This window comes from Marinobacterium sp. xm-d-579 (genome assembly GCF_013282935.1).
Taxonomy (GTDB): domain Bacteria; phylum Pseudomonadota; class Gammaproteobacteria; order Pseudomonadales; family Balneatricaceae; genus Marinobacterium_E.
In genome coordinates, this window is record NZ_WBYP01000002.1 from 213,563 (window position 1) to 238,519 (window position 24,957).

Sequence of the window (24,957 nt, forward strand, 5' to 3'; positions counted from 1 at the left end):
ATAAGCTCTAATGTGTATATTTATACAGTATATTGGTTTGTGCCATTGTAATAAAGAGCTTTTGAGGCTTATTTGATTTGAATCTGGAGTGGATGCTGATTGAAGCGTGGCTTTTAATTAGGTGGCCAATAGGTACTGTGTACTAAAAAAATCTCTAATCGATATTATAAGATCAAGACAGCTTATCAAAATTTGGACTCACCTATGAATGACACAATGCAGCAAGTTGGTATTTATGAACAGTTAATTACTCAATTGGTCTCCAGTCGTCTAGATAGAGATCATTACTACGTAGGTGAACGCACTCTAAGTGGAGACGAAGCATCTCTGTGGTTGTCGCGGTTTCTGGGCCAGATACTAGAATATGCGATTGAAGCGGTGCCCTCGGGTGACGATCGTCTCCAGCAGCAGATTAATCTATCAAATGAGTTATTGCTTTGGCTAAAAAAGCAGATTCAGGATGATGGTTTCTTAGATGATAATTTATTGGCAAGCCAAGGGAAGATCCTGACTGCTCTTTACGAACTCGATAATCCTGTTGCCGCGGACTTGAGAAGCTATGTTGACGACATATTCCCAGTGACTGGACTTACACAAAGTGAGCTGTTCAGCGGCAGTAATGCAGGGCTGTCGCTAGAATCTGAATTGAAAAGAGAGATTCTTTCAGCCGATAAAATTTATTGGCTCGTTTCGTTCATCAAGTGGGCTGGGATTCGTATTTTCCGTAAGGAGCTGGAGGCGTTCACTGCTAGCGGTCGGGAGCTCAACATCATAACTACTTCGTACATGGGCGCGACAGACGCTAAAGCAATTGAGTATCTAGCTGGGTTGCCAAATACCAAGATCAAATTAAGCTACAACACTGATCGAGAACGCCTACATGCAAAAAGCTATCTATTTCTACGCAATACTGGCTTTCACACTGGATACATAGGGTCTTCAAACCTGTCGCGCTCAGCGCTGACCAATGGCCTTGAATGGAACCTAAAAATCACCTCTCAAGAAATACCCCATATCATCCATAAATCGATGAGTATGTTTGAAACCTACTGGGCCTCTAACGAATTCGAGATATTCACCGGCGATCTTGAAAGTGTGCAAAAGCTTAAAACAGCACTGCGCCGGGAACGTGGTACTGAAGAATCAAGTCCGAATCATTTTTTCGATATAACACCGTTTCCGCATCAGCGAGACATATTGGAACAACTGACGGTTGAACGCGAGATTCACAACCGCTATCGCAATCTGGTAGTTGCCGCAACCGGGACAGGCAAAACTCTAATCTCAGCTTTTGACTTCGACAGATTCTTGAAATCAAAGCCAGACGCCAAGTTTTTGTTTGTTGCCCATAGAGAAGAAATACTGAAGCAGGCGCGGTGGGCCTATCGGGGTGTTCTGCGCAACGGAAATTTCGGGGAGTTATGGGTCGGCGGTCACACCCCGGAACACTATCGCCAGTTGTTCGTGTCGATCCAAACCCTCAACAACCAAATTTCTAATTTACAGCTCACTTCTGACTACTATGACTATATCGTGGTCGATGAGGTACATCACATCTCAGCTGGGAGTTACCGAACACTACTTGAACACTTCGCCCCTTCAATTTTACTAGGTCTTACTGCCACACCCGAGCGTCACGATGGTGGTGATATCCTCGGAGATTTTTGTGGTGTCATAGCCGCTGAAATTCGATTGCCAGAAGCCATTAACCGCCGGCACTTGTGTCCATTTCAATACTTTGGCATCGATGATGATACCGATCTTCGAACGATTCCTTGGAGTCGAGGACGCTACGACATCGCGCAGCTAACGAACCTGTACACCCATAATCATGCGCGATTCGCGAGAATTTTACTGAGTCTGCAGGAAATTATTACTGACCTCAGGAACATGAGAGCGCTGGCATTCTGTGTTAGCAAAGATCACGCTGACTATATGGCGAAACAGTTTTTGCTAAAGGGCATCAAAGCTGATGTCTTAACCAGTGATAACAGCCATGAACGTCAACAGAAGCAGCAGGCAATTCGATCGGGATCGATCAACGTTCTTTGCGTAGTTGATATATTTAACGAGGGTATCGACATTCCCGAAATTGATACGCTTCTATTTTTGCGACCTACCGAAAGTTTGACCATTTTCCTACAACAGCTGGGCCGAGGTTTGCGACTCTCGGATGGAAAGGACTGTTGTACTGTGCTCGACTTCGTAGGTAATTCTCGACCTGAATATGATTTTGCAAACAAGTTCCGCGCCCTAGTAGGTAAAAGTAGCAGTGCGATTTCAGACGAAATTAAACAGGGCTTCCCACATGCTCCACTCGGTTGCCGTATAGAGCTAAGCAAACGAACTCAGGAAATGGTTCTGACCAATATTCGTCAGGCCACACTCACAACACAGCGTCTTTTAGGAATGATTCGACAATTCCCACAGCATTCTTCTCTACCGTTAACGCTTGGCAATTTCCTGATCCATAACCCTCATATTGACCTTGCTGACCTATACAAACGCGGCTGCTGGACTGATCTTGTGCAGCAAGCACAAGACAAATCTTTTCCGGAAAATGTGGAATCAAGCCAACTGAGTATGCTCCGTAAAGCCATACACAATCGTATTCTGACGTGCGACGATCATGCCTACTTAAAATACTTGCAACAGCTGTGTCAAAACGGTTTTACACCCCCAGACGACCCAGGCCGGCATGGGCTTATGGCCCACTATGATTTCTGGCAAAAAACAGGACCAGAGAGTGGATTCAGCACACTCTCAGAAAGTTTAGGGGCATTGAATATTGATCCCCTAAGAAATGAATTAATCGACTTACTGAATTGGCAGATTTCAAGAATAAAGCATCAGCAACCCATGATAGCTGGACTCAGTATAGTTCCGTTGAGATTGCATGCGCGTTATGCCCGTGAGCAGATCTTAGTCGCCTTTGGAGCAACAACCTTTGAGCGCCAGCCTCCCGCACGAGAGGGCGTCTTTGTGATTCAAACTGAGAACATCGAGCTCTTGTTCGTCACGCTCGACAAGAACGAAAAGCAGTTTTCGCCCACAACGATGTACCATGATTACGCCATAAATGAAGAGTTATTCCATTGGCAGTCACAAAACTCAGCAAGACCCGATCGAGGGCGTGGCCTCGATTACATCCGTCACCGGGAGATCGGCAAGCGGCTGTTCCTTTTTGTGCGTGAGAACTCGAAAGACGCGATAGGGCGCACTATGGGATTTGTTAACTATGGGGAAGTTGAATACGTGTCACATACGGGTTCGCAGCCAATGAATATTACTTGGCGGTTGAAAGAGCCGATGCCGAACTTTATGTGGCATCAAGCCGCAAAGCTGGCTGTCGGTTAGATTTAGTTGATATGCATAAAGAGCGGTCAAAGTAGCTATGAAGAATGTGAACGGGGTTTTGTGCCCTTGCAGTAGCGGTAAGTTTGAACACCACTGCTGTGCGATCAAGGATTACGCAGCAGACTATGAGGACCTCGAAGCGTATTTAAACGCGCGATCTCACAATTCGATAGATGACCTGCAGCGGTCAGCGGATGAATTCATGAAAGGCAAGAACAACGTGCCCTTGCAGGAGTTCTGCGGCTTCTCCGCCAGCCAAATGGGTTACTTGTTGTACGAGCCGTTTACGTCTGACAGTACGATCGTATTCAACGAGTCCATCTCGCCGCCGATGAACTCTCCAGTCATGATCGCGCTAACCGAACTGATTGAAGGCATCCCCACGGATGGTGTGAAAGCCACGACAAAGGGAAATTTACCAATGGCTATCTGTCGTCCAGTAGCCGCCAAACTGCTTGAGCAAACACCTGAGCGTGGCCGCTATCGCTACGAGAAGTTTCGGAACGAAGAAGATTTGATGCCCTTGCTTTTAGTTCGACTTCTGTTGGGCATTGGTGGCTACTTAAAGAAAACGAAAGGGCGGTTTAACTGGACGAAAAAAGGCAGAGACTTTATCGGTCACTCTGCGGGGCATTGTTATCTTGAACTTTTCAAACTGGCAGCTTCGCGCTTCAACTGGGGCTATTTTGACGGTTACCCTGATGTCCCTATTATCCAGCAAGGGTTCGCCTACACACTCTTTCTCGTGCAGTCGTACGGTGATTATCCTAAACCAGAATCGTTCTACACGCAGCTGTTTCTAGAGGCCTTCCCAATGGGTTTGATGGAGATCGATGACAGTGATCACCGAGAGGCGAACGCTCGTTTCGAAAGCTGCTACACCGTGCGCAGTTTCGATCGTTTTATGGAGTATTTTGGTTTAATCGAGTCGCAGCTTATACCTGCTGAGATGGGTAAAACTGTGGCACTGAGAAAGACCCATGACCTAGATGGTCTAGTTCGTTTTTGTATCACCTAGCACCCGAACTTGAGTTTATATTTTCAAATATATAGGTATTTTAAATACCTATAATCAAATAATATTAAACCTTCTTCTTGCTTTAGTTTACATTGTTTAATATATTGGCATCATGAATACCGATAATCGAAGTAAATTAAACCGCCTTCTGACATCACAACCCGATGGGGTTGTGATCGCATCTGCCTGGCTGACGACACAAGGCTACAGTCTTGATCTGCAGAAACAGTATCGGAAAAGCCGATGGTTTGATTCGATCGGACGTGGTGCCTTGGTTCGTCACAATGACTGTGTAAGCTATCTCGGCGCAATCTACGCACTACAAACGCAGCTAAACTTATCCGTTCATCCCGGCGGACGAACAGCGCTTACCCTACAGGGCAAGGCGCACTATCTGGAACTTGCCCTGGATGAGGTGCGTCTATTTGGCAGAGTGGGAGAAACACTCCCCTCATGGTTTCAGAAATACGACTGGGGTGTTCGACCTCAATACACCCGTTCTGACTTTCTTCCGCCCAGCATAGGGTTAATCGAACATACGTATGAAGGTTTCTCTGTAAAAATATCTTCCGCTGTGAGAGCCATCCTTGAATGTCTATATTTGGCTCCCGCTGAACAGTCACTGCTCGAAGTTTATGAACTAATGGAAGGGCTCAATAATCTGCGTCCAAGCCGTGTTCAAGAATTATTGGAGAGTTGTACCTCAGTAAAAGTGAAGCGCTTGTTTTTATACTTAGCTGACAAAGCAGGTCACGAGTGGTTCAACCATCTGAACGTCGAAAAGATCGACCTTGGGAAGGGCAAGCGCGCCTTAGTGAACGAGGGCGTCTATGTCCCCAAATACCAAATAACAGTTCCACCAGAGCTGGAGCGTGCCCAATGAATAACGGTTACAAACGCCAGGTAAAGCTGCTGTTAGACGTGCTCCCGGAGGTTGCCAGAGAGTCCAGCTTTGCGCTTCATGGTGGCACGGCTATCAACCTTTTTATTCGGGATATGCCGCGGTTGTCCGTAGATATCGATCTCACTTATATTGGATTTGACGATCGAAATACCGCCCTGCAAGGCATTAACGCGGGGTTAGAGCGAATCAAAACTCGAATCGAAGGTTTGCGTAGTTCGATCAAGGTTCAGCATCGTAGTGATGTTTGTAAGCTCTTAGTCGATGATCAGGGTGTAAAGATCAAACTTGAGGTCAACACAATTGGACGAGGACTGCTCCACGAAGCTAACCGGATGCCGCTGTGTGACAGGGCGCAAGAAGAGTTCGATGTGTTTTGCGCTATACCCGTTGTACCTCTATCTCAACTCTATGGTGGAAAGATATGTGCAGCATTAGACCGCCAACACCCGAGGGATCTGTTTGATGTCCGCCTTCTCAGTGATGAAGAGGGAATCGGTGATAATGTGAAATTAGGCATCATCTACGGACTGCTCTGCTCTAATCGCCCGACTCATGAAATGTTGAATCCTCGCTTGAGCGATCAACGTGCGGCTTATGAAAATCAATTCAGAGGCATGAGTGACGTCACTTTCTCTTATACAGATTTCGAAGAGACACGAGCTCTGCTCATTGCCAGAGTCAAATCACTACTGAATGATGTTGATCGAGAGTTCTTACTGGGTGTTAACCGACTCGAGCCGGACTGGTCTCATTACAATTTTCAGGTATTCCCCGCCATCAAGTGGAAGTTACTAAATCTACAAAATTTTAAAAACCAGAAACCTGACGTATACCGTGCACACTTATCAGCATTGGATGACTACTTGAAGAGATAGAGATGTCAGAGAGGTTTACATGAACACTATCGGTCTACTGGGCGGCATGAGCTGGGAAAGTACGCTTAGCTACTACAAAGCCATCAATGAAGGCGTTAAGAAAAGACTCGGTGGTCTTCACTCCGCTCAAATTGCACTTTATAGCGTCGACTTCGATCCGATTGAGAAACTCCAGCACGAGGGTAACTGGGACGGTACAGCTGAAATTCTGACAGAGGCTGCTCAGAGAGTTGAAGCAGCAGGCGCTGATTTCTTACTTATCTGCACCAACACAATGCACAAAGTGGCGCCACAAATTGAAAGCGGCATCAATATTCCGCTCATCCATATCGCAGATGCAACAGCGGAAACACTGGTATCCAGAGGTATCCAAAAGGTCGGTTTGCTCGGAACTGCTTTCACAATGGAGCAGGACTTTTATAAAGGGCGTCTCACAGATAAATACGGGCTCGATGTCATTGTGCCCGATGCTAATGACCGCTCCTTTATTCACCGAGTTATCTACGAGGAACTTTGTCTAGGCACAGTCACTGCTGAGGCGAAGGATGGATATTTACTTGTCATTGATCGACTTGCAGCAGAAGGTGCGGAGGCAGTTATCCTGGGCTGCACAGAAATTGGCTTGCTAGTAAAACAAGAAGATACAGAGGTCGATCTTTTCGACACGACAGAGATTCATGCACAAGCTGCAGTGAATGCTTGTTTGCGATAATGAAGTTTACAGGTAAAGAGTTAATGACCCCATTGGATCCTTGCCTGATGTCTCCGAAGCATTCCATTCCAGATAAGCCAAGCATTTACTCAAAAAAAACCGCACCAATATTTAGTGCGGCTTTTGGAGTAGGATTACCAAACGGCTATTAAAGGTTTGGTACGGTTTCCATCGATTTATCGATAACGGATTGTTCTAGATCCGCATCAACCATTTGACCCGCCAAGAAGTTCTCATAAGCGGCTAAATCTAAGTGACCATGGCCACACAGTGCAGTCAGAATGACCTTCTCTTCACCTGATTCTTTACACGCCAGTGCCTCACGAATAGCAGCGGCAATCGCATGAGTAGGCTCTGGCGCAGGAACAATGCCTTCAGTGCGAGCGAATTTCAGCGCTCCTTCAAAACATTCCGTTTGAGGAATATTAATCGCTTCGACCATACCCAACTCATAGAGGTGAGAGACCAAAGGCGCCATACCGTGATAACGAAGACCACCCGCGTGAATGGTATCTGGAATGAAATCATGTCCAAGCGTGTGCATCTTCATTAACGGTGTCATGCCGGCTGTATCGCCAAAGTCATAACGGAACTCGCCACGTGTCAGGGTAGGGCATGCAGAGGGCTCAACACAGCGTATGGTCGGATTCATCTTACCGGCCATTTTCTCTCTCAAGAACGGGAATGCTAAGCCACCAAAGTTAGAGCCGCCACCGGTACAGCCTACTAATACGTCTGGTGTCTCACCCACTTTAGCCAGCTGTAACAGTGCCTCTTCGCCAATAATAGTTTGGTGCATCAACACGTGATTAAGAACGGAGCCAAGTGCATAGCGTGCTTCTGGGTTAGCCGCAGCTTCACCCACCGCTTCAGAGATCGCTATACCTAGAGAGCCAGGGTGGTTTGGATCCTCAGCCAATAAGCTTCGGCCGTATTCCGTTCGATCTGATGGGCTTGGATGAAGTATTCCACCATATATCTCCATCATTGTTTTACGGTAAGGCTTTGAACGGTAAGAGGCAGCCACTTGCCAGATCTCACACTCCATACCAAATTGCGAGCAGGCAAACGCTAAAGAGGTACCCCATTGCCCTGCACCCGTCTCAGTAGTGAGTTTTTTGATGCCCTCTTTGTAGTTGTAATAAGCCTGAGGTACGGCTGTATTAGGTTTATGAGAGCCTGCTGGGCTAACACCTTCATATTTATAATAAATCTTAGCCGGTGTATCTAGCAGTTTCTCTAGACGACGAGCACGGAAGAGAGGCGAAGGGCGCCATAGTTTGTAAACGTCTAGAACCTCACCAGGAATGTCAATGAAGCGCTCTTGGCTCATCTCTTGCTCTATTAACGCCATCGGAAATAATGGTGCAAAGTCCTCAGCCGTTGCTGGTTGCATCGTGCCTGGATGAAGCGGTGGAGCCATTGGTTCTGGGAGGTCGGGAAGAATGTTATACCATTGCGTGGGCATTTCATCTTCGGTTAGTAAAATCTTGTTATCGTTCTCGAACATATTGCCTCTCTTTTATTTTTAGGATTCAGCTATATGAGGTTAAACGATTTTAAAATGTAAGTTCAACCATCAATCTAATGAGGATTTAATTGGGATACTGGTAGTTATTGAGTCGTTGAAATGACAAAATAAAGTGTCTCAATATTTGTACTTGTGCTGATTGTAGCGTTTACCCACTGGGACTGTTTACTCAGAAACCTTGGAGTTTTTATGAACGAAATCATCTGCCCACATTGCGATACGGCTTTCAAAATCGATGAAGCGGGCTACGCTGATATCCTGAAACAAGTCCATGACAGTGAGTTCGATGCCGCTCTTCATGAACGCCTCGCTCTGGCAGAGAAAGAAAAACAAAATGAACTCGCCTTAGCCAGTGAGCGTGCTACCGCTCAGGTACAACAAGCCACGGCTGAGAAAGACGCTCAAATACAAAAACTTCTGTCACAACTTGAGCAAAATGAAACTGCCAAACAACTGGCCGTCTCAGAAGCTCTCAAAGCCGTTGAGAAAGAGCGTGACACTCTAGCCAACACTCTAGAGCAAGTTAAGAAAGAGGCCGATACCGCCCAACAACTCGCCTCTGCAGAGCTCATTCGCCAACACCAAGAAAACGCTGCAGCACAAGAGCGGACCATTGCCGAGCTCAAAGCTCAACTTGAGGCGAAAAGCACTGAACAGCAACTTGCAATCACTCAAGCTGTCTCAACTGTTCAACAAGAGAGAGATCAGCTGAAGTACTCCCTCGATCAAGCTGAAATGCAGAAACAGATCTCTGAGCAGAACCTCAAAGAGAAGTACGAGACGCAGATCAAAGATCGTGATGAAGCCATCGAGCGATTGAAAGATCTAAAAGCGAAGCTGTCCACCAAAATGGTGGGTGAGACCCTTGAGCAGCATTGTGAAGTCACGTTTAACCAGTTCAGAGCGACTGCATTCCCAAACGCTTACTTCGAGAAAGATAACGACGATCGCAGTGGCAGTAAGGGCGATTACATATTCAAAGACTTTGATGAGTTAGACACTGAGATCGTCTCAATCATGTTCGAAATGAAGAATGAGAGTGATACAACGGCTACTAAGAAAAAAAATGAGGACTTCTTCAAAGAGCTCGATAAAGACCGCACCGAGAAGGGTTGTGAATATGCTGTGCTTGTCTCTCTGCTCGAGCCCGACAGTGAGCTATACAACTCAGGTATCGTCGATGTTTCTTACCGATATCCAAAAATGTACGTCATTCGTCCCCAGTTCTTTATTCCGATGATTACGCTACTACGAAACGCGGCGACCAATGCGTTGCAATACAAACAAGAGTTGGCACTGGTGAAAGCACAAAATATTGACGTCACCAATTTTGAAAACGACTTAAATAAGTTTAAAGATGCCTTCTCACGTAACTATGATCTTGCTTCTCGACAGTTCCAGACTGCGATTGATGAGATCGATAAGTCGATTAACCACCTGCAGAAAACACGGGAAGCTCTGCTGAAGTCGGGCAACAATTTGCGCTTAGCGAATGATAAAGCCCAAGATGTCACCGTAAAAAAGCTCACTCGTAAGAATCCTACGATGGCAGCAAAATTTGCGGAGCTCGATAGCCCTGAGACGGAGAATGAATAATGCCCGTTCTCCCATCAGGCTTGAAGGTCGCTATCTACAAGGACCATATCCTGCCACCCGACAAAAATTGGTTTAAAGCACCCGAGAATCATTTTTGGTACTGGACACCTGAACCGGAGAATCCACCACCCTTTAAGCCCACCGATGTCTGGGAAGCAACACCTGTCACAGCACCAATACCTGAGACACGCGAAGAGATGATGCAGTTCGTTCGGGTGGTCATAGGCCTTCCCGATGGAAATATGTATTGGGAAGGTGACTTCATGAATGACTTCCCATTCTTTAGAACGTTATCGCAAGAAGATATTGATGCTTGGGAGGCTTGGAAAACTCAGGGGTATGTCGGAGATTTTATGGATCATGGCATCGCACAGTGTATCGAGCAGTACATTGCGAACCAACAAGCTCAGGGTTATGTGGTGACTAAAGCCGATGGCAATGGTGAGTACAAGCAAAAAGAGATCATTCCACCTGATCCTGAATTTAACAAACAGTAATGAATGACTCATGAAACATATTTTGATTACAGGCGCCTCACCTGGCGGTATTGGCTACCACTGCGCTTTACGCCTAAAGGAACAGGGGTATCGCGTTGTTGGGACCGTTCGGACTGCTGAAGATGCTGAAACACTCTTATCTAGAGGTATCCCAACGGTTCACATGGAGATGTCCGACTACGCTAGCATCAACTCAGGCTTTAATGATGCTATGGTGTTACTTGATAACCGTATTGACGTAGTTTTTCAGAATGCAGGGTTTGGCCAAGCAGGTTTCGTAGAAGACTTACCCGTCGAAGCGTTTGAAGAACAGTTCAAAGTGAATGTTTTCGGATTGCACCAACTCAATACACTTGTTATCCCTTACATGCGTCAGCAGGGGGAGGGGCGAATCGTCATTCACAGCTCTGTATTAGGCTTTGTTGGTATGGCCTGTCGTGGGGCTTATGTCGCAAGCAAATACGCCCTTGAAGGCATGGTTCAATCCATGAGAGTGGAGATGAAAGGCAGTGGTATCGAGTTCAGTCTCCTCAATACAGGTCCCGTGGAAAGTAGATTCAGGGCTAACGCTTTAAAAGCGCTATTGAAACATGTGAATGTCGAGCGCTCTGTTAACAAAGATATTTACAATGAAACTGTGTTACCACGCCTGAATAAGCCTGATCATGAGAGCACTGGAAACTACCCACAAGAATATGTTTTTAAAGCGCTAGACCATGCCATCAATGCACGAAAACCCAAAGCGAATTACTACATCACACCACCAACCAAAGCGCTGTTCTGGTTAGAAAAGCTGCTTCCTAAGCATCAGCTTGATCGTTTGCTAAGAATAGTGGATCGATAAATAAATCTAAGTGATGTTACTAATATAAGAGCAAAGGTATTCATCAAGGCTTTTGACTAGTTCTTGGAAGAGTAAGTCCGTACCAGTAAACCCTAGTTCCTTGTCTTTATAACCTAAGTATCAAGCTTAATTTGAATTTAAATATTAGGTTTTTTTAATATACATCCACAGCCCTCTCCAATGCACAGCTTTAAATTCAAATAATGTTGATACCAGTATCAAACTTAGTTTGAAATAACATAATTCTGCATCAGTGTCGCCAAAGTACTAACTTAAGTTCTATTTTCGACATTATGAACAAGTTAGGCCCAAAATAGACAATTTAAGATTACATTGCCAATGTAAGTTATTGTTTATTATAGGCTTAATGGTATTGGTTAAATTTTAACCAATTTTCTGCTTTTACCTTTTAATGACGCTTTAGTTCACCTTTGATGACTCTGTGCACAGGGTTATCCACAGATAATGTGAGCACACTTTGCTAGCCCCCATGGTTACTGGGGTGGTCGATTTTAGAGAATTAAAGGTTAAAAACGATCAGTCGATGTCAAGGATTTTGTGGGTCTGAATGCTCAATTTCCATTGAGGATTTTGCATACAATATTCGATACAACGTGCACGATTTTCAAGCGCGTTTTGGTCATCCAGGGGTTGGATGTAGAAGTGTTCGAAGCTTAGATTTTGGAACTGTTCTGGCTGTGCTCTGAGCTCTTTTTGCGGGTAGACCAGCTTCAACTCGTGGCCCTCTAAAAGAAGAATCTCGGAGCTCCCTTTGGGGCTGACACAGACCCAATCGATTCCGTTTGGAAGCGGTAGGGTGCCGTTGGTCTCAATGGCGATCTCAAACCCTTGGTTATGTAGAGCATCGATCAGATCGCTGTCCATCTGCAGGGCAGGCTCGCCCCCGGTGATGACGACAAAGGGTTGTCCTTGCTTAGGATCTGGCCAGAAGCTAGCGATCCTTTGTGCCAGGGCTTCGGCGGAGGTGAACTTGCCGCCGTTTTGACCATCCGTACCCACGAAATCGGTATCACAGAATTGGCAGACTGCAGCCACTCGATCGGCTTCACGACCACTCCAAAGATTACAACCGGTAAAGCGACAGAACACCGCAGGGCGTCCTGCGTGAAAGCCTTCGCCTTGTAGGGTGTAGAAGATCTCTTTTACGGAGTAGGTCTTTGCCAAAATTAAGCCTCTTCTGCCTCACCGCCCAGGGCTTCCAAAAGCTCAGGGAGTAGGCGGGTAAATTCAATGCCCAACAGGGCTAGATCAGCATCCAGTGCCAGTGCTTCGTCCTCTTGCTCGCGGTCGCTCTGTTGCTCTTGGTACTGATCCGTCATTTTAATCGAGTGCAGGGTTAGATCCGAGTGCATGACAAACTGCAGCTGATCGCGCCACACCAGTTCTAGGCGCTCTGCTAACATGCCGCCGCTAAGGTGCGCTTGGATCTCTTTGTCAGTCAGGTTTTGGCCTTTAATCTTGATCTGGCTGCTGGTCTCTAAAGGATCGGTAAACTCGGTGACAGCGCCCAGCTCAAGTGCACGGGGTAGATCACGGTTCTCTAGTAGCCAGTCGCTGAACACTTTGTTGGCCGGAAGCGCGGTCGAGGTCAGTTTTACCGATAGTGACCCTAGATCTTCACGCAGTGTGCTTAGCAGCTCTTCTGCGCGCTTAAAGCTGCTGCCCTCCACAATCAGTAGTTTATGGTGAGGCGCGATAAGAGCACGTGTGGTTTTACGGCGTGTAAATGCACGTGGCAATAACGTCAGGGTAATCTCGTCTTTAAGCTGTACCTTCTCTTTACGGTAGACCTTACGATCTTCAGTCGCCTCTATCTGCTCTACCTTCTCGTTGAGCTGATCTTTAATCACACTCGAAGGGAGGATCTTCTCCTCTTCACGCAGTGAGATTAGGTGAAAACCGTGACTGGTCAGTACCGGTAGATCTATGACACCAGGCGCCACTTCACCCCAACCCACTGAACGTGGTTCAGCGCCTTTACAGGGTACGAAGGGTCTGGCTTCTAGCGCCTCCATCAGTGCGGCTTCATTAAATGAATCACTGGGAGAAAAACGGTACCAAATGGCGTTACGAAACCAGAGCATAAAACCTCTAAATGCGGATTAGGTGAAGGGGCGCTATTATGTTGCTCTGATAGAAGGGATGCAAGCAGAGAGCCCTCTGCTTGCGGTTAGTTTCTGTGGTTAAAAGCTGTTACGAGCCGATTTAATCGCTTCATCGATGTAGTAACCGTAGAACTCTGGCGTGTTCACACCGACGATCTTTTTAGCGCGAGTCTCGCCCTTTGCATCGACAAATAGAATGGTCGGGGTGAAGCGTCCACCCAAGCTCTTAGCGACCTGTTCTGCCGAGCCCGTTGAGCCATCAAAGTTGATGACGGGAGTAGGGTTGCTCAGATCCAGTACCTGAATAGGGGGTGCATCGTTCGTTTGTAAAAGAGGTTTTAGGAAGTCCTCTTTGACGGTAACACAGAAGGCACAACCATCCTGAGAGACCAACAGAACAATCACTTCATTTGGGTTCGCTTTACCAAGCGACTGAAGATCTGTGGCTGTCTTAAGTGTTACCTCGGCTTGGGCGCTTATCATAAGGCCCAAGCTGAGAAGAAGTGCACTACAGGTTTTCGATAAAATCGACCGCATATTCCACCGCCTCGTCGGCAAACAGATCTAAGAAGAAGTGATCTGCATCCTCAACGACTACTAGTTCAATGTTCTCTTTGTCGATACTTTCCATCTTTTCAGGAAGATCTGCAACCACGGTATCCAAGCTGCCTGCGATGACCAGAGTAGGGATGTTAGTCTCTTTTAACACGGTGGGTGTGTCGTACTCAGGGTAGTTACCGTAGTAGCTTAAGACCGCTTCAGCTGACGCACCGCTGTTCTCACAGTAGATGATGCTGATGCCATCGATCATCGCCTTAGGGTCCATTCCCTTAGCTTTTTCTAGAATCGGCTCGATAGGCGTTTCATAGCGTTTGCCATAACCCTCTATGGTCTTAGTGTAGTCCCAAGTTGCAGGTGCTAATAGAACTTGGCCTTTGATCTTATCTTGGTTAGCTGCAGCAAACTGAGCCGTCTGGTTGCCGCCACGCGAGTGACCCATTACCCAACGATCGCCTGCGCCCTGTCCATCTAGCCAGGTTTGCCATGCATCCATTTCAGCCAGTGCTTGCTGCATGGTGTGTTGAGCCGGAAGGGTACAGTCATACATCGCTGATTCGCGGTTATCCAGGCCGTAACTTAGGTTGATGGCTAGAGTAGAGATGCCATAATCGACCATCTGTTCCTGCACGTAGCTGATGATCTCCATCTCGTTGTGAGCCAGGGTGCCGTGCGTCAGCATCAGTATACCGTCTGCTAAGGATTTATCAGCAGCCAGTTCAAGATTGCCGTTCAGTGTTAAACCCTCAAACGGTATCTGAACCTGTTCAGCTTGTGCAGCTGTCGCCATGAGTGATGCAGCGAGTAGGGTGGTCGATAGTCGAAGCATTTAAAACTCCATTAAACTTAAATTTTTTATCGTTTGTAGGTATAAAAAAACCGAGGTGGCTAAACCTCGGTTTCTATTAGAGACCGTCGTAGGCCAGTAATCAGTATACGGGGACGCCGGTGTCTTGGATTTTTTGTGATCCGTTAAGGTCTGGCAGGTCAATCAGCGCAGCCACCTCAACTACGCTAGCCCCTAGACCGTTGATCAGTGTGCAGGCCGCCAGAGCTGTGCCACCAGTGGCAATCAGATCGTCGATTAGTACCACTTTATCGCCAGCGGTAACGGCATCCTTCTGAATCTCCACAGAGGCGGTGCCGTACTCCAGCGTATAGTCTTGGTGAATCGTTTCACCAGGCAACTTGCCTTTTTTACGAACCAAAATTAGAGGCTTGTTCAGCTGGTGTGCAATAATCGCACCAAATAGAAAACCTCGAGCATCGATACAGGCTATGTGGGTAATATCCATCTGCATGTAGCGATCAATAAAGGCGTTCGCAACCATGCGAGAGGCACGTGGATCTTGAAAAATCGGTGTAATATCACGGAACAGAATGCCAGGCTCTGGCCAATCTGGAATAGAGCGGACAACCGATTTTACATAGTGCTCGTCGTAAGACATTAAAGATCCTTATTTAACCGTGGTGTTGATTGCACTCTGGGCTAGGTGCTTCACCTGCCGCATCCAGCAGCGCTGCTTGATCAAGAATTTCCAGCTCTTTACCTTCAACACGAATCAGCTCTTGTGAAGAGAAGCGTGTAAAGATTCGACTGACCGTCTCGACCGCTAGGCCAAGGTAGTTGCCTATTTCGTTACGTGACATCGAAAGTCGGAAGGATTGTGCAGAGTAGCCACGCAGGGCATAACGTTGCGACAGCTTGAAAATAAAGGTTGCGATACGTTGTTCAGCCGTCTTTTTAGAGAGCAGCATCATCATCTGTTGGTCATCGCTGATCTCGTGGCTCATAGAGCGCATCACAGAACGACGCAGCTCTGGCATTTGACCTGCCAGATCGTCCAAGCGTGAGAAAGGGATCTCACAGACAGTGGTCGTCTCAAGCATCTTAGCCGACATTGGGTAGCTGCCTGAATCGAATCCGGCTAGGCCAACCAGTTCACCTGGGAAGTAGAAACCGTTGATCTGCTCTTCTCCCTCAGGGTTTACAGAGTAAGTTTTTAACGACCCCGCACGAATGGCGAACAGTGACGTGAACTCTTCACCCTGTCTAAACAGGAAGTCGCCCTTGTGAAGTGGTTTGCTCTTATCAACGATATCGTCGAGGCGAAGCGCCTCTTCGTCGTTTAGAGAGACAGGCAAGCAGAGTGTACTCAAGCTGCAGGTGTTACAGCTTACCTGGCCGATGCTGGCGAGTTTGATGTTTTTGGTGTCAGACATAACTGCTCCTTAGTTGCCTGACAGTATATCCAAAAGCGCTTTATTGACCCAAGTCAATTTAGATAAAAAAGTGGACTTTTTAACGGTCCACTTTTAGTGAAATTTACTGTGCAAAATCGGATTAGATGATTTTAGAAAATCGCTGTTCTGAGTGATCGATATAGGCATCAAAGGTCATGCAGATTCGACGAATCAACAAACGCCCAGCGGCGGTGACATCCATTCCATCCTCTCTTAAATGAATCAGGCCATCCTGTGCCATCGGCTCAAGCAGTTTTAATTCGTTAGCAAAATACTCTTTAAAGTCGATATTGAGCGCTTTGGATTGATCGGCAAAATCGAGTTGGAAGTCACAGATCAGGCGGGTAATCACCGCTCTGCGAATTTTGTCATCCTCATTGAGGCAGTACTCTTTGGTTAATGCTGAGCCCTGAGATTCAATATCCTGAGTGTAGCGCTCAATGTTAGGGCTGTTCTGTAGGTAGTAATCGCCAATCTGACTAATAGATGAGACGCCTAAACCAATTAGGTCACACTGTGAGTGAGTGGTATAGCCCTGGAAGTTACGGTGCAGCGTTCCATCATCTTGGTGTTGTGTCAGTGTGTCGTCTGGCAGAGCAAAGTGATCCATACCAATGTTGCGGTAGCCCGCTGCCGTCAGCTTCTCAATACTTTGATGGTGAATCGCAAGTTTAGTGAGCGCGTCGGGTAACTCATCGGCATTGATGCGACGCTGCGGTTTGAAACGCTCGGGTAGGTGAGCATAGTTAAATACCGAGAGACGATCGGGTCGTAGCTCTAGAATTCGGTCCAAGGTCTCGGCAAAGCTCTCTTCAGTTTGCAGCGGCAAGCCATAGATTAGATCGACATTGATTGAGCGAAAGCCCAGTTCACGCGCCTCTTTAAGAAGGTCCGTTGTCATCTCTAGAGATTGCACGCGGTTTACCTTGATTTGAACCGCTTCGTTAACATCCTGAACCCCTATGCTGATGCGGTTGAAACCTAATTCACGCAGCAGTTTTAAGCGGCCAGGTGTCATCTCACGAGGGTCGATCTCGATGGCGTAGTCACCCTGATCATCATCACGCAGTTTGAAGGCCTCTTTAAGTGCCTGCATTAAGCGAGCGGTCTGCTCATCATCGATAAAGGTGGGTGTACCACCGCCCCAGTGAAGCTGATCCACTTGTACGTCACTGCCCAGTTCAGAGCTGCGCAGTTTAATCTCTTTTAACAGCGTCTGAAGGTAGGGTTCTGCGCGGGAACGATCTTTTGTGACCACCTTGTTGCATCCGCAGTAGTAGCAGACGTGTGCACAGAAGGGGATGTGAATATAGAGTGATAAAGGCTTACGACTGTCGCGCTCACTGATCGCTTTAGAGAGCGTTTTGACACTGTCTGGAGTGTCAGTAAATTGCAGTGCGGTTGGGTAAGAGGTGTAGCGTGGACCTGCTAAATCATAACGGCGAATCAGGTCGGTATCCCACTGGATGTTGGTCTGTTGCAGCACAGTAATATTCCTTAATCATCAGATGTAAGAATATTAGGCAATAATAGAGGTTTATGTGTTGATACGGGTCAACCGCTACGCGCTTAGCAGTGTCCAAATGCCCATCATTATCAACAGCAGCCCCGAGAGTTTGCGTACCAAAGTGTGGGCGACCAGCTCGCGTAGTTGTTTAGCCAGTAGTCCAGTGGCGAGCATGGCTGGTAATGTACCCAAGCCAAAGCCCAGCATGAGTAGAGTGCTTTCTGTAACGCTCCCGGCGGCTGATGACCAGATCAAGGTGCTGTAGACCAGACCGCAAGGTAGCCAGCCCCAGCCAATGCCCAGTACTAGGGCTTTAAACGGGGTATCGGCAGGCATAAAGGGTTTAAGGAGAGGCGCTATCTGTTTCCACAATAGCGAACCAGCCTGTTCCAGTTTGGTTAAACCAAACCACCACTGTGCGATGTAGAGGCCCATGCTGATCAGTAGAAGGCCTGCAATCCAGCGAAGCGCAAAGGCTATCTCTGTCTGTTGTAGGGTTGCACCTAACAGACCAAGAATGGCACCCGCTGCACAGTAGCTAGCGATACGTCCAAGATTGTAGCTAAACAGACCTAATAGGGAGTTGGCTCGACCTGTTCCACCTATACTGAGACTCGAGGCAAGTCCACCACACATGGCTAGGCAGTGTGTTGTGCCAAGAAGGCCAATGATGAATGCCGAGGTGAAGCTAAGAGAGGCGGGCAGCATGCTCAATCTTTTGGTGTTTCAGAGGATGGAGCTTCAGGCTCTTTTTTGACGCGCGCGTCTTCAGGAATCATATCTTCATCATCGTCGTATAGAATGCGATGAGCAGGGGACTCTAGGTCATCAAATTGACCAGAATTAACGCTGTAGAAGAAAGCCCAGGTCGCAAAGGCTACCAAGATGATCGCGACAGGGATAAGTAAATAGACGATTTCCATAAAAACCTACAGCTGTTTGGTTAGACGAAGGGCATTGCCGACAACAATCAGCGAGCTAAGGGACATGCCAATAGCCGCCATCCAGGGGGCAATAAAACCACTTGCTGCTAAGGGTAGCGCGATTAGGTTGTATAACAAAGCCCAGCCAATATTTTGACGAATGATGTTTCGTGTTTTACGAGCCATGTTAAGGGAGCCAGGGATGCGTCTTAGATCAGAGCTGACCAACACAGCATCAGAGGATGTTTTGGCAAGGTCTGTCGCGCCGTTCATCGCAATAGAGGTCTGCGCACCGGACAGAACGGGAATGTCGTTGATACCATCGCCAATCATCAGGATGCGTTCACCGTCGTTTTGCATCGCCTTTACACGAGCTAGCTTATCTTCTGGCGACAAGTGCGCTTCAACATGATCGATCCCTAACTCAGAGGCGATGCGTTGTGCATTCGCTTCGCGATCACCGGTTAGCATGCCAACAGGTAATCCCAATGCTTGGATCTGCTTAACCGCTTCAATAGCCTCAGGTCGAAGTTGATCGTCAATCGAAAACCAGGCGAGAGGGCCGGAGCTATTACCCATCAGAAGAAAAATCCCAGTCCCTTCTGGGTGAGTGGGAGGTTGGTTTCCAAAGAGTTCGGATACAAACCCGGGTTTACCAATACGATAGGTGTTTCCGTTAATCCTTCCCTCTACGCCTCTACCCACATGGTTAGTGGCCTCTTCAACAGAGTATTCAAAGTAGGGAGCAAAAGCGGACGCGATGGGGTGCTCTGAGCGGCTCTCAATTGCTGCCGCTAGTTGATTGAGCTCATCAACGGACTGCTCACAGAGAGGGGTGGTCTCACGCAACGTCAGTTTGCCGGTGGTCAGTGTGCCGGTTTTATCAAAGTAGACGGCCGTGCACTGTGCCAAACTCTCTAATACATGCCCGCGAGTAACCAGCAGTCCCATTTTACGCAGAGAACCTATGGCTGCTGTTAAAGCCGTCGGTGTAGCCAAGGATAGTGCGCAAGGGCAGGTAACTACTAGGACAGAGAGTGTCACCCAGAAAGCGTCTGAAGGGGATATCTGCCACCAGATAAGACTGACAACGACAGCCGTTAGAAGAACACCAGCGACAAAATAGCTCGCAACCTTGTCGGCAATCTGAGCCGCCTTGGGTTTATCAGCCTGAGCACGATCCAATAGATTCAAAATGGAGGACATGCGCGACTGTTCAGCACTGCTGGTGATCTCCATCTCAATCGCTTGCTCCATATTGATGGTACCGCCTACTAAAGGGTCGCCAAGCGCTTTGCTGACGGGCAGAGGCTCACCGGTGAGGGCCGATTCATCAATGCTGGTGTGTTGCGTAAAGAGTATGCCATCAGCCGGTATGGAGTGACCGGGCTTAACCAGTACGCGATCCCCTGGATTGAGTTCCGATACAGGGACAAGCTGTTCGCCGGTCTCGGTCAATCGCGTAGCGCTGGCTGGAAGAATATTGGCCAACTCATTGCCAGCCATACCCGTTCTGTGGCGAGCTTTCATCTCGAAGAAGCGGCCAATCAACAGGAAGAAGGTGAACATCGAGACCGAGTCGTAGTAGACCTCGCCGCTCTGTGTGATCGTAGCCCATACGCTGGCTATATAAGCGCCACCAATAGCGATAGATACCGGCACATCCATACTGAGGTGTCGGGTGCGAAGATCCCGTCGGGCCGCGTTGAAGAAGGGGCGCGCGGCATAAAATACAACAGGGGTGGCAACAATGAAGCTGGTCCAGCGAATAAAGTTCTGGATGTGCTCCTCCATGAAGAAGGCGTCACCTAGGTAGAGTGCCGATGACATCATCATCACCTGCATCATGCCGACACCGGCCACACCGAGTCGGCGCATCGCCTTTTTTTGCTCCTGTTCGTAGAGCTTCTCTTCTTGGTTGGGCGTAAACGGGTGAGGTGTGTAACCGATCGAAATGATGGCGGCCATCAGTTCACTTAAGGGTTTCTCTGACGGGTTCCAAACGAGTCGAGCGCGGTGGTTGGTTAGGTTAACGGTAAAGCTAGTGACACCAACCTGTTCGGTCAGATGCTTCTCTAAAAGCCAAACACAGGCAGCACAGTGGATCCCTTCAATGACAAAGAGGGCCTCTTTGCGATCGGAGTCTATGGTTCTGACGAAGGGTGCTTGAATGGATTCATTATCATAGAGTGCGAGTTGATCTTCGGACTCTATTTCAGTGGGGCGTTCTTGCTGTTGATTGCCGCGGTGCTGGTAGTACTTCTCTAGACCTGATCCCAGTATTGTTTGGGTGACCGCGCGGCAGGCGGGGCAACAAAATGACTCTTGCTTTCCATCAATTGAAAGCTCAACCTTCACCCCCTTAGGAATAGGGGTGGCACAGTGAAAACAAGAGTCTTTTGGATTACTCATTTTGGTCTGTTAGAACTTACCCACCTTGAAGGTATTTTGATCGTAAGGGGGCAATATTTCGCGACGTAGACGCCAGTTACCCTCAGTGTTGGTAATGATCAGGTAGCGTTTGCCGGTTAGTGTGCTCTGTAAGTTGCCAACGTAGACGCCTGTACCGCCCACTGAGCGAACCGTTAGGCTTTGATCATACTTCTGGTGGGTAGGGTGAACCAGGTCAACGGATAGTTGATCACCCAAAAAACTGTTCGATTTAAGATCCAAGCGAATATCACCGGTCAGTGTGTCCAACAATACTTCACCATGAATGCCTAAGCGATCCGCTTCATCTGAACGGCTGGTGTCGACATTAGTACCACGTGCCTCTTTGTAGTAATCGTCTTTAACCACGCCATCCATAGTCGTAATAGCAAGATAGAGGAAGGTTGTTCCATAGATAACCACAGCGATCAACGGCGCCAATACAAACCATAGCCATTTCTGCTTGTACCAAGGGCCAATGTCGTGAGTCTGTTCAGTCATGTAAACCTCAAAATAGTGACTAAAATAAAGCGCGGATACCCCTAAGAATATCCGCGCGCGAGTATATCACAGATTCTCTGTGACACTGTCTTAACGCTTAGGCGCAGGACCTATGAAACGACTTTCTGATTCAGCTTCAACGCCTGAGCCATCAGTCGCTGTTACGATAAAATCGATCTCATAGTTTGCTCGCTCCATAGCGCGAGGATCCAGAATGATCGACAGGTTGTGATCGAGTAGTTCACCAACGGCTACGTTTACAAGGGTATCACCTTTGATGATGGCATCCTCTAACCCTTCAACACGGATCTCGTACTGGTAATCACGTTGTGATTTGTTTGCCAGTTTTAGTGTGTAGGTGTTACGGATCAACCCATCATTAGTAGTGCTGTAGAGCTGACCGCGTTCACGAATAACGTCCACCTCAAGCGGCACTCGTGTAAAGAGTACATAACTGAAGGCGATGAACATGGCACAGATCGCGACGAAGTAACCGATCAAGCGAGGGCGGAAGATATGGGTTTTTTTACCGTTAAGCTCATGCTCGGTGGTGTAGCGAACCAGACCTTTCTCATAGCCCATCTTCTCCATGATGTTGTCACAGGCATCGACACAGGCACCACAAGCGACACACTCATACTGAAGACCATCACGGATATCGATACCGACAGGGCAGACGTGCACACAGTGACCACAGTCGATACAGTCACCCAGGCCTTCAGCCTTGTGATCGATGTGGCGTTTACGAGCACCACGATTCTCACCGCGTTTCTCATCGTAAGAGATGATCAAGGTATCTTGGTCAAACATAACACTCTGGAAACGAGCGTATGGGCACATGTAGATACAGACCTGTTCGCGTAACCAGCCAGCCGCACCGTAGGTACCAACCGTAAAGAACGCCAACCACCAAAGTTCCCAAGGTCCAAGATTGAAGCTCAGAATGTTTGGAACCAGTTCGCGTACCGGTGAGAAATAGCCAACAAATGCAACGGCTGAAACGGCACCTATAGCAAGCCAGATAAGGTGCTTAGCCAGTTTGCGCAGAACCTTGTTCGCACTCCAAGGCGCTTTGTCCAGCTTCATGCGAGCGTTGCGATCACCCTCAGTTAGTTGCTCGATACGAATGAACAACCAAGTCCAGACAAACTGTGGGCAGGCATAGCCACACCAGAGACGACCGGCAAACACCGTAACAAAGAAGAGGGTGAAGGCCAGAATGATCAGCAGCCACGAAAGCAGCATGAAATCTTGTGGCCAAAACGTGAAGTTAAAGACATGGAACTGGCGGTTTGGCAGATCAAATAGCACGGCCTGTTTGCCATCGTATTGGATCCAAGAGAAACCGTAGAACATCAGCAGCATGATCGCACTTGAGATGTTTCGTAGATTCTTGAATAGGCCGGTCGTGTACTTGACGTAGATCTCTTCACGCTTCGCGTACAGATCGTAGGTTTCAGTAGCGCCAGAGCCCTTTTTTGGGGTGACATCTTTAACTGGGATATTAGACATGCAACTCGCCTGTGCTTATATGACTTGATTTAATTGTCTATTATAAATGGAATAAAAAAAAGGCGACTTGATATATATCAGGTCGCCTTTTCTTCTGCGGGGGGTCTATTAGTTGTTAGACAAGCTGTAGACGTATGCAGAGATCAGTTTGATCTTATCTTCTGAAAGAAGATCTTTGTGCGCTGGCATTACGCCTGCACGGCCTGCACGGATAGTGTGAGCGATCTGCTCAAACTTACCACCGTAAAGCCATACATCGTCAGTTAGGTTAGGTGCACCCAGTGCCGTCATACCTTTACCTGTTGGCATGTGACATGCCGCACAAAGTGTATTGAACTGAGTTTGACCACGTTCAGCGGCTGCTGCGTCGTGCTCTGAACCACTCATGCTAAGAACATAGTTAGTTACGTCTTGAACACCATCTTCACCCAGTACCGCACCCCAAGCAGGCATTGCACCGCGACGACCGTTAACAATCGTCATCATAATGGTTTGTGGCTCGCCACCGTACAACCAATCTTTGTCGGTTAGGTTAGGGAAGCCGTAAGCACCCTGACCGCCAGTACCGTGACAAACAGAACAGTTGTTGGCAAACATGCGCTGACCCATTTTTAGGCCTGCTTCGTTACCTGGTTGGTTTAGCTCTTCAATTGATAGCGAAGCGTATTTAGCGAAAACAGGTTTGTAGACCTCTTCTGCGTGTGCCACTTCCTCTTCCCACTGGTTAGCCGACGTCCAACCAAGCATGCCTTTGAAGTTACCAAGGCCTGGGTAAAGCGCTAGGTAACCGAGTGAGAAGATAACCGTACCAATGAATAGTTGGAACCACCAGCGTGGTAGTGGGTTATCAAGCTCTTCGATGCCATCGAATTCGTGGCCCGTAGTCGCTTCAGTTGTTTCTTTGTGTGTTTCACTTTTGCGCGTTGCTAGAAGCAGCCAAGTACAGCCGATAATAACGGCTAGAGTGATGACTGTGATCCATGCGCTCCAAAAAGCACTCATCTTTCTACTCCTTACTCGACGTCTTTGTCAGTTTTTCTGGTGCGTTCATCAATCTCCTCATCCTGGAAGGGGAGGTTGGCTGCATCGTCAAACCGTTTGCGGTTTTTCGGATTCAGTACCCAGATGAACAGAGCCAGAAACGTTACCAGCATTACTACTGGAATGTATGGACCGTAGACGTCGTAGCTCACTATTAATTACCGCTTGTTGTTGTACACAGTATGCATCTTGCCTAGCGCTTGTAGGTAAGCAACTAGAGCATCGATCTCATATTTGCCTTCTACGTTTTCACGCGCTGAAGCGATTGTTGCATCGTCAAATGGAACACCTAGCTTACGAAGAGCTTCCATCTTAGCTGCAGTGTCTTTACCAGTTACCTTGTTCTCAAACAACCATGGGTAAGCAGGCATTTTTGATTCAGGTACAACGTCACGTGGGTTGTATAGGTGAGCACGCTGCCAGTCATCTGAGTAACGACCGCCGACACGAGCTAGGTCTGGACCTGTACGCTTAGAACCCCAAAGGAATGGGTGCTCGTAAACGTGCTCGTTAGCAGTAGAGAAGTGACCGTAACGCTCAGTCTCCGCACGGAAAGGACGGATCATCTGAGTGTGACATACGTGACAGCCTTCACGGATGTAGATATCGCGACCTTCAAGCTCTAGAGCTGAGTAGGTGCGAAGACCTTCGATTGGCTTAGTCGTAGAGCTCTGGAAGAACAGAGGTACGATCTCAGCCAAACCACCACCACTGATCACGATGATGATCAGTAGGGCAAGGAGGCCGACGTTCTTTTCAATAGTATCGTGTTTAATCATCT

Annotated in this window: 24 protein-coding genes; 8 read left to right on the forward strand and 16 right to left on the reverse strand. The window is 47.7% G+C overall.

What is annotated here, in order from left to right; genetic code table 11:
* Positions 1-204: 204 nt before the first annotated feature.
* From XMD579_RS04705 to XMD579_RS04725, 5 genes are all read left to right on the forward strand, one after another.
* Positions 205-3,357, forward strand: a complete 3,153-nt coding sequence (locus tag XMD579_RS04705) for a DUF3427 domain-containing protein (protein WP_217364084.1) — start codon at positions 205-207, stop codon at positions 3,355-3,357.
* A 37-nt stretch (positions 3,358-3,394) separates the two neighbouring features.
* Entirely contained in the window at positions 3,395-4,375 is a 981-nt protein-coding gene (locus XMD579_RS04710; protein ID WP_173505950.1) for a hypothetical protein, read from the forward strand.
* 112 nt (positions 4,376-4,487) lie between these two features.
* On the forward strand, positions 4,488-5,258 hold the full coding sequence (locus XMD579_RS04715) for a type IV toxin-antitoxin system AbiEi family antitoxin (protein ID WP_173481488.1): 771 nt from the start codon (positions 4,488-4,490) through the stop codon (positions 5,256-5,258).
* Positions 5,255-6,154, forward strand: coding sequence for a nucleotidyl transferase AbiEii/AbiGii toxin family protein (locus XMD579_RS04720; protein WP_173482312.1), 900 nt, complete (start codon positions 5,255-5,257; stop codon positions 6,152-6,154). The genes XMD579_RS04715 and XMD579_RS04720 overlap by 4 nt, the downstream gene beginning before the upstream one ends.
* Positions 6,155-6,173: 19 nt before the next feature.
* Positions 6,174-6,866: an aspartate/glutamate racemase family protein gene (locus XMD579_RS04725; RefSeq protein WP_173482313.1), complete on the forward strand. Its 693-nt coding sequence runs from the start codon at positions 6,174-6,176 to the stop codon at positions 6,864-6,866.
* A 148-nt stretch (positions 6,867-7,014) separates the two neighbouring features.
* Here the strand turns inward: XMD579_RS04725 and XMD579_RS04730 are convergent, their stop codons facing one another.
* Positions 7,015-8,376: a TrpB-like pyridoxal phosphate-dependent enzyme gene (locus XMD579_RS04730; RefSeq protein ID WP_173481485.1), complete on the reverse strand. Its 1,362-nt coding sequence runs from the start codon at positions 8,374-8,376 to the stop codon at positions 7,015-7,017.
* Between the two features lie 210 nt (positions 8,377-8,586).
* Here XMD579_RS04730 and XMD579_RS04735 point away from each other — a divergent pair, with 210 nt between their 5' ends.
* The 3 genes from XMD579_RS04735 to XMD579_RS04745 are packed head-to-tail and all read left to right on the forward strand — an operon-like array spanning position 8,587 to position 11,334.
* The gene (locus XMD579_RS04735) at positions 8,587-9,993 is read left to right on the forward strand and encodes a DUF2130 domain-containing protein (protein WP_173505951.1); all 1,407 of its coding nucleotides are present in this window, start codon (positions 8,587-8,589) and stop codon (positions 9,991-9,993) included.
* Positions 9,993-10,490: a hypothetical protein gene (locus XMD579_RS04740; protein ID WP_173505952.1), complete on the forward strand. Its 498-nt coding sequence runs from the start codon at positions 9,993-9,995 to the stop codon at positions 10,488-10,490. Before XMD579_RS04735 ends, XMD579_RS04740 begins: the two co-directional genes overlap by 1 nt.
* A gap of 10 nt (positions 10,491-10,500) precedes the next feature.
* Positions 10,501-11,334 carry an SDR family NAD(P)-dependent oxidoreductase gene (locus tag XMD579_RS04745; RefSeq protein ID WP_173505953.1) on the forward strand — a complete coding sequence of 278 codons (834 nt, stop codon included), beginning with the start codon at positions 10,501-10,503 and terminating at the stop codon, positions 11,332-11,334.
* Between the two features lie 537 nt (positions 11,335-11,871).
* Here the strand turns inward: XMD579_RS04745 and queE are convergent.
* The 15 genes from queE to ccoO form a co-directional block, all read right to left on the reverse strand.
* On the reverse strand, positions 11,872-12,522 hold the full coding sequence (gene queE, locus XMD579_RS04750; protein ID WP_173481156.1) for a 7-carboxy-7-deazaguanine synthase: 651 nt from the start codon (positions 12,520-12,522) through the stop codon (positions 11,872-11,874).
* On the reverse strand, positions 12,522-13,439 hold the full coding sequence (locus tag XMD579_RS04755) for a recombination-associated protein RdgC (RefSeq protein ID WP_173482390.1): 918 nt from the start codon (positions 13,437-13,439) through the stop codon (positions 12,522-12,524). The genes queE and XMD579_RS04755 overlap by 1 nt, the downstream gene beginning before the upstream one ends.
* A 99-nt stretch (positions 13,440-13,538) precedes the next feature.
* The gene (locus XMD579_RS04760) at positions 13,539-13,943 is read right to left on the reverse strand and encodes a thioredoxin fold domain-containing protein (protein WP_173482391.1); all 405 of its coding nucleotides are present in this window, start codon (positions 13,941-13,943) and stop codon (positions 13,539-13,541) included.
* Positions 13,944-13,968: 25 nt separating this feature from the next.
* Positions 13,969-14,847 (reverse strand): alpha/beta hydrolase, encoded by an 879-nt coding sequence (locus XMD579_RS04765; protein ID WP_173505954.1) that lies wholly within the window; start codon positions 14,845-14,847, stop codon positions 13,969-13,971.
* A 100-nt stretch (positions 14,848-14,947) separates the two neighbouring features.
* On the reverse strand, positions 14,948-15,466 hold the full coding sequence (locus tag XMD579_RS04770) for an adenine phosphoribosyltransferase (RefSeq protein WP_173505955.1): 519 nt from the start codon (positions 15,464-15,466) through the stop codon (positions 14,948-14,950).
* A gap of 13 nt (positions 15,467-15,479) precedes the next feature.
* Complete coding sequence (fnr, locus tag XMD579_RS04775) at positions 15,480-16,241, reverse strand: fumarate/nitrate reduction transcriptional regulator Fnr (RefSeq protein WP_173480778.1); 762 nt, start codon at positions 16,239-16,241, stop codon at positions 15,480-15,482.
* Between the two features lie 121 nt (positions 16,242-16,362).
* Complete coding sequence (gene hemN / locus XMD579_RS04780; RefSeq protein ID WP_371815184.1) at positions 16,363-17,748, reverse strand: oxygen-independent coproporphyrinogen III oxidase; 1,386 nt, start codon at positions 17,746-17,748, stop codon at positions 16,363-16,365.
* A 75-nt stretch (positions 17,749-17,823) separates the two neighbouring features.
* Positions 17,824-18,477, reverse strand: coding sequence for a sulfite exporter TauE/SafE family protein (locus tag XMD579_RS04785; RefSeq protein WP_173505956.1), 654 nt, complete (start codon positions 18,475-18,477; stop codon positions 17,824-17,826).
* A 2-nt stretch (positions 18,478-18,479) separates the two neighbouring features.
* Positions 18,480-18,692 (reverse strand): cbb3-type cytochrome oxidase assembly protein CcoS, encoded by a 213-nt coding sequence (ccoS, locus tag XMD579_RS04790; RefSeq protein WP_173480781.1) that lies wholly within the window; start codon positions 18,690-18,692, stop codon positions 18,480-18,482.
* Between the two features lie 6 nt (positions 18,693-18,698).
* Positions 18,699-21,104, reverse strand: coding sequence for a heavy metal translocating P-type ATPase (locus XMD579_RS04795; RefSeq protein ID WP_173505957.1), 2,406 nt, complete (start codon positions 21,102-21,104; stop codon positions 18,699-18,701).
* 9 nt (positions 21,105-21,113) lie between these two features.
* The gene (locus XMD579_RS04800; RefSeq protein WP_173482395.1) at positions 21,114-21,623 is read right to left on the reverse strand and encodes a FixH family protein; all 510 of its coding nucleotides are present in this window, start codon (positions 21,621-21,623) and stop codon (positions 21,114-21,116) included.
* A 90-nt stretch (positions 21,624-21,713) separates the two neighbouring features.
* Positions 21,714-23,135, reverse strand: coding sequence for a cytochrome c oxidase accessory protein CcoG (gene ccoG, locus XMD579_RS04805; protein ID WP_173505958.1), 1,422 nt, complete (start codon positions 23,133-23,135; stop codon positions 21,714-21,716).
* Positions 23,136-23,243: 108 nt separating this feature from the next.
* Positions 23,244-24,137, reverse strand: coding sequence for a cytochrome-c oxidase, cbb3-type subunit III (gene ccoP / locus XMD579_RS04810; protein ID WP_173505959.1), 894 nt, complete (start codon positions 24,135-24,137; stop codon positions 23,244-23,246).
* Between the two features lie 11 nt (positions 24,138-24,148).
* On the reverse strand, positions 24,149-24,328 hold the full coding sequence (locus XMD579_RS04815) for a cbb3-type cytochrome c oxidase subunit 3 (RefSeq protein ID WP_173480786.1): 180 nt from the start codon (positions 24,326-24,328) through the stop codon (positions 24,149-24,151).
* 6 nt (positions 24,329-24,334) lie between these two features.
* Positions 24,335-24,955, reverse strand: coding sequence for a cytochrome-c oxidase, cbb3-type subunit II (gene ccoO / locus XMD579_RS04820; RefSeq protein WP_173505960.1), 621 nt, complete (start codon positions 24,953-24,955; stop codon positions 24,335-24,337).
* Positions 24,956-24,957 lie beyond the last annotated feature (2 nt).

Excerpts from the sequence above, each read along its gene's own strand:
- XMD579_RS04755 (WP_173482390.1), bottom strand. The coding sequence starts at position 13,439 with ATGCTCTGGTTTCGTAACGCCATTTGGTACCGTTTTTCTCCCAGTGAT.
- XMD579_RS04740 (WP_173505952.1), top strand. The coding sequence starts at position 9,993 with ATGCCCGTTCTCCCATCAGGCTTGAAGGTCGCTATCTACAAGGACCAT.
- XMD579_RS04725 (WP_173482313.1), top strand. The coding sequence starts at position 6,174 with ATGAACACTATCGGTCTACTGGGCGGCATGAGCTGGGAAAGTACGCTT.
- XMD579_RS04730 (WP_173481485.1), bottom strand. The coding sequence starts at position 8,376 with ATGTTCGAGAACGATAACAAGATTTTACTAACCGAAGATGAAATGCCC.
- XMD579_RS04800 (WP_173482395.1), bottom strand. The coding sequence starts at position 21,623 with ATGACTGAACAGACTCACGACATTGGCCCTTGGTACAAGCAGAAATGG.
- ccoS (WP_173480781.1), bottom strand. The coding sequence starts at position 18,692 with ATGGAAATCGTCTATTTACTTATCCCTGTCGCGATCATCTTGGTAGCC.
- XMD579_RS04745 (WP_173505953.1), top strand. The coding sequence starts at position 10,501 with ATGAAACATATTTTGATTACAGGCGCCTCACCTGGCGGTATTGGCTAC.
- XMD579_RS04720 (WP_173482312.1), top strand. The coding sequence starts at position 5,255 with ATGAATAACGGTTACAAACGCCAGGTAAAGCTGCTGTTAGACGTGCTC.
- XMD579_RS04715 (WP_173481488.1), top strand. The coding sequence starts at position 4,488 with ATGAATACCGATAATCGAAGTAAATTAAACCGCCTTCTGACATCACAA.
- ccoO (WP_173505960.1), bottom strand. The coding sequence starts at position 24,955 with ATGATTAAACACGATACTATTGAAAAGAACGTCGGCCTCCTTGCCCTA.
- XMD579_RS04765 (WP_173505954.1), bottom strand. The coding sequence starts at position 14,847 with ATGCTTCGACTATCGACCACCCTACTCGCTGCATCACTCATGGCGACA.
- ccoG (WP_173505958.1), bottom strand. The coding sequence starts at position 23,135 with ATGTCTAATATCCCAGTTAAAGATGTCACCCCAAAAAAGGGCTCTGGC.
- XMD579_RS04735 (WP_173505951.1), top strand. The coding sequence starts at position 8,587 with ATGAACGAAATCATCTGCCCACATTGCGATACGGCTTTCAAAATCGAT.
- fnr (WP_173480778.1), bottom strand. The coding sequence starts at position 16,241 with ATGTCTGACACCAAAAACATCAAACTCGCCAGCATCGGCCAGGTAAGC.
- XMD579_RS04795 (WP_173505957.1), bottom strand. The coding sequence starts at position 21,104 with ATGAGTAATCCAAAAGACTCTTGTTTTCACTGTGCCACCCCTATTCCT.
- XMD579_RS04760 (WP_173482391.1), bottom strand. The coding sequence starts at position 13,943 with ATGATAAGCGCCCAAGCCGAGGTAACACTTAAGACAGCCACAGATCTT.
- ccoP (WP_173505959.1), bottom strand. The coding sequence starts at position 24,137 with ATGAGTGCTTTTTGGAGCGCATGGATCACAGTCATCACTCTAGCCGTT.
- XMD579_RS04770 (WP_173505955.1), bottom strand. The coding sequence starts at position 15,466 with ATGTCTTACGACGAGCACTATGTAAAATCGGTTGTCCGCTCTATTCCA.
- XMD579_RS04785 (WP_173505956.1), bottom strand. The coding sequence starts at position 18,477 with ATGCTGCCCGCCTCTCTTAGCTTCACCTCGGCATTCATCATTGGCCTT.
- XMD579_RS04705 (WP_217364084.1), top strand. The coding sequence starts at position 205 with ATGAATGACACAATGCAGCAAGTTGGTATTTATGAACAGTTAATTACT.
- XMD579_RS04710 (WP_173505950.1), top strand. The coding sequence starts at position 3,395 with ATGAAGAATGTGAACGGGGTTTTGTGCCCTTGCAGTAGCGGTAAGTTT.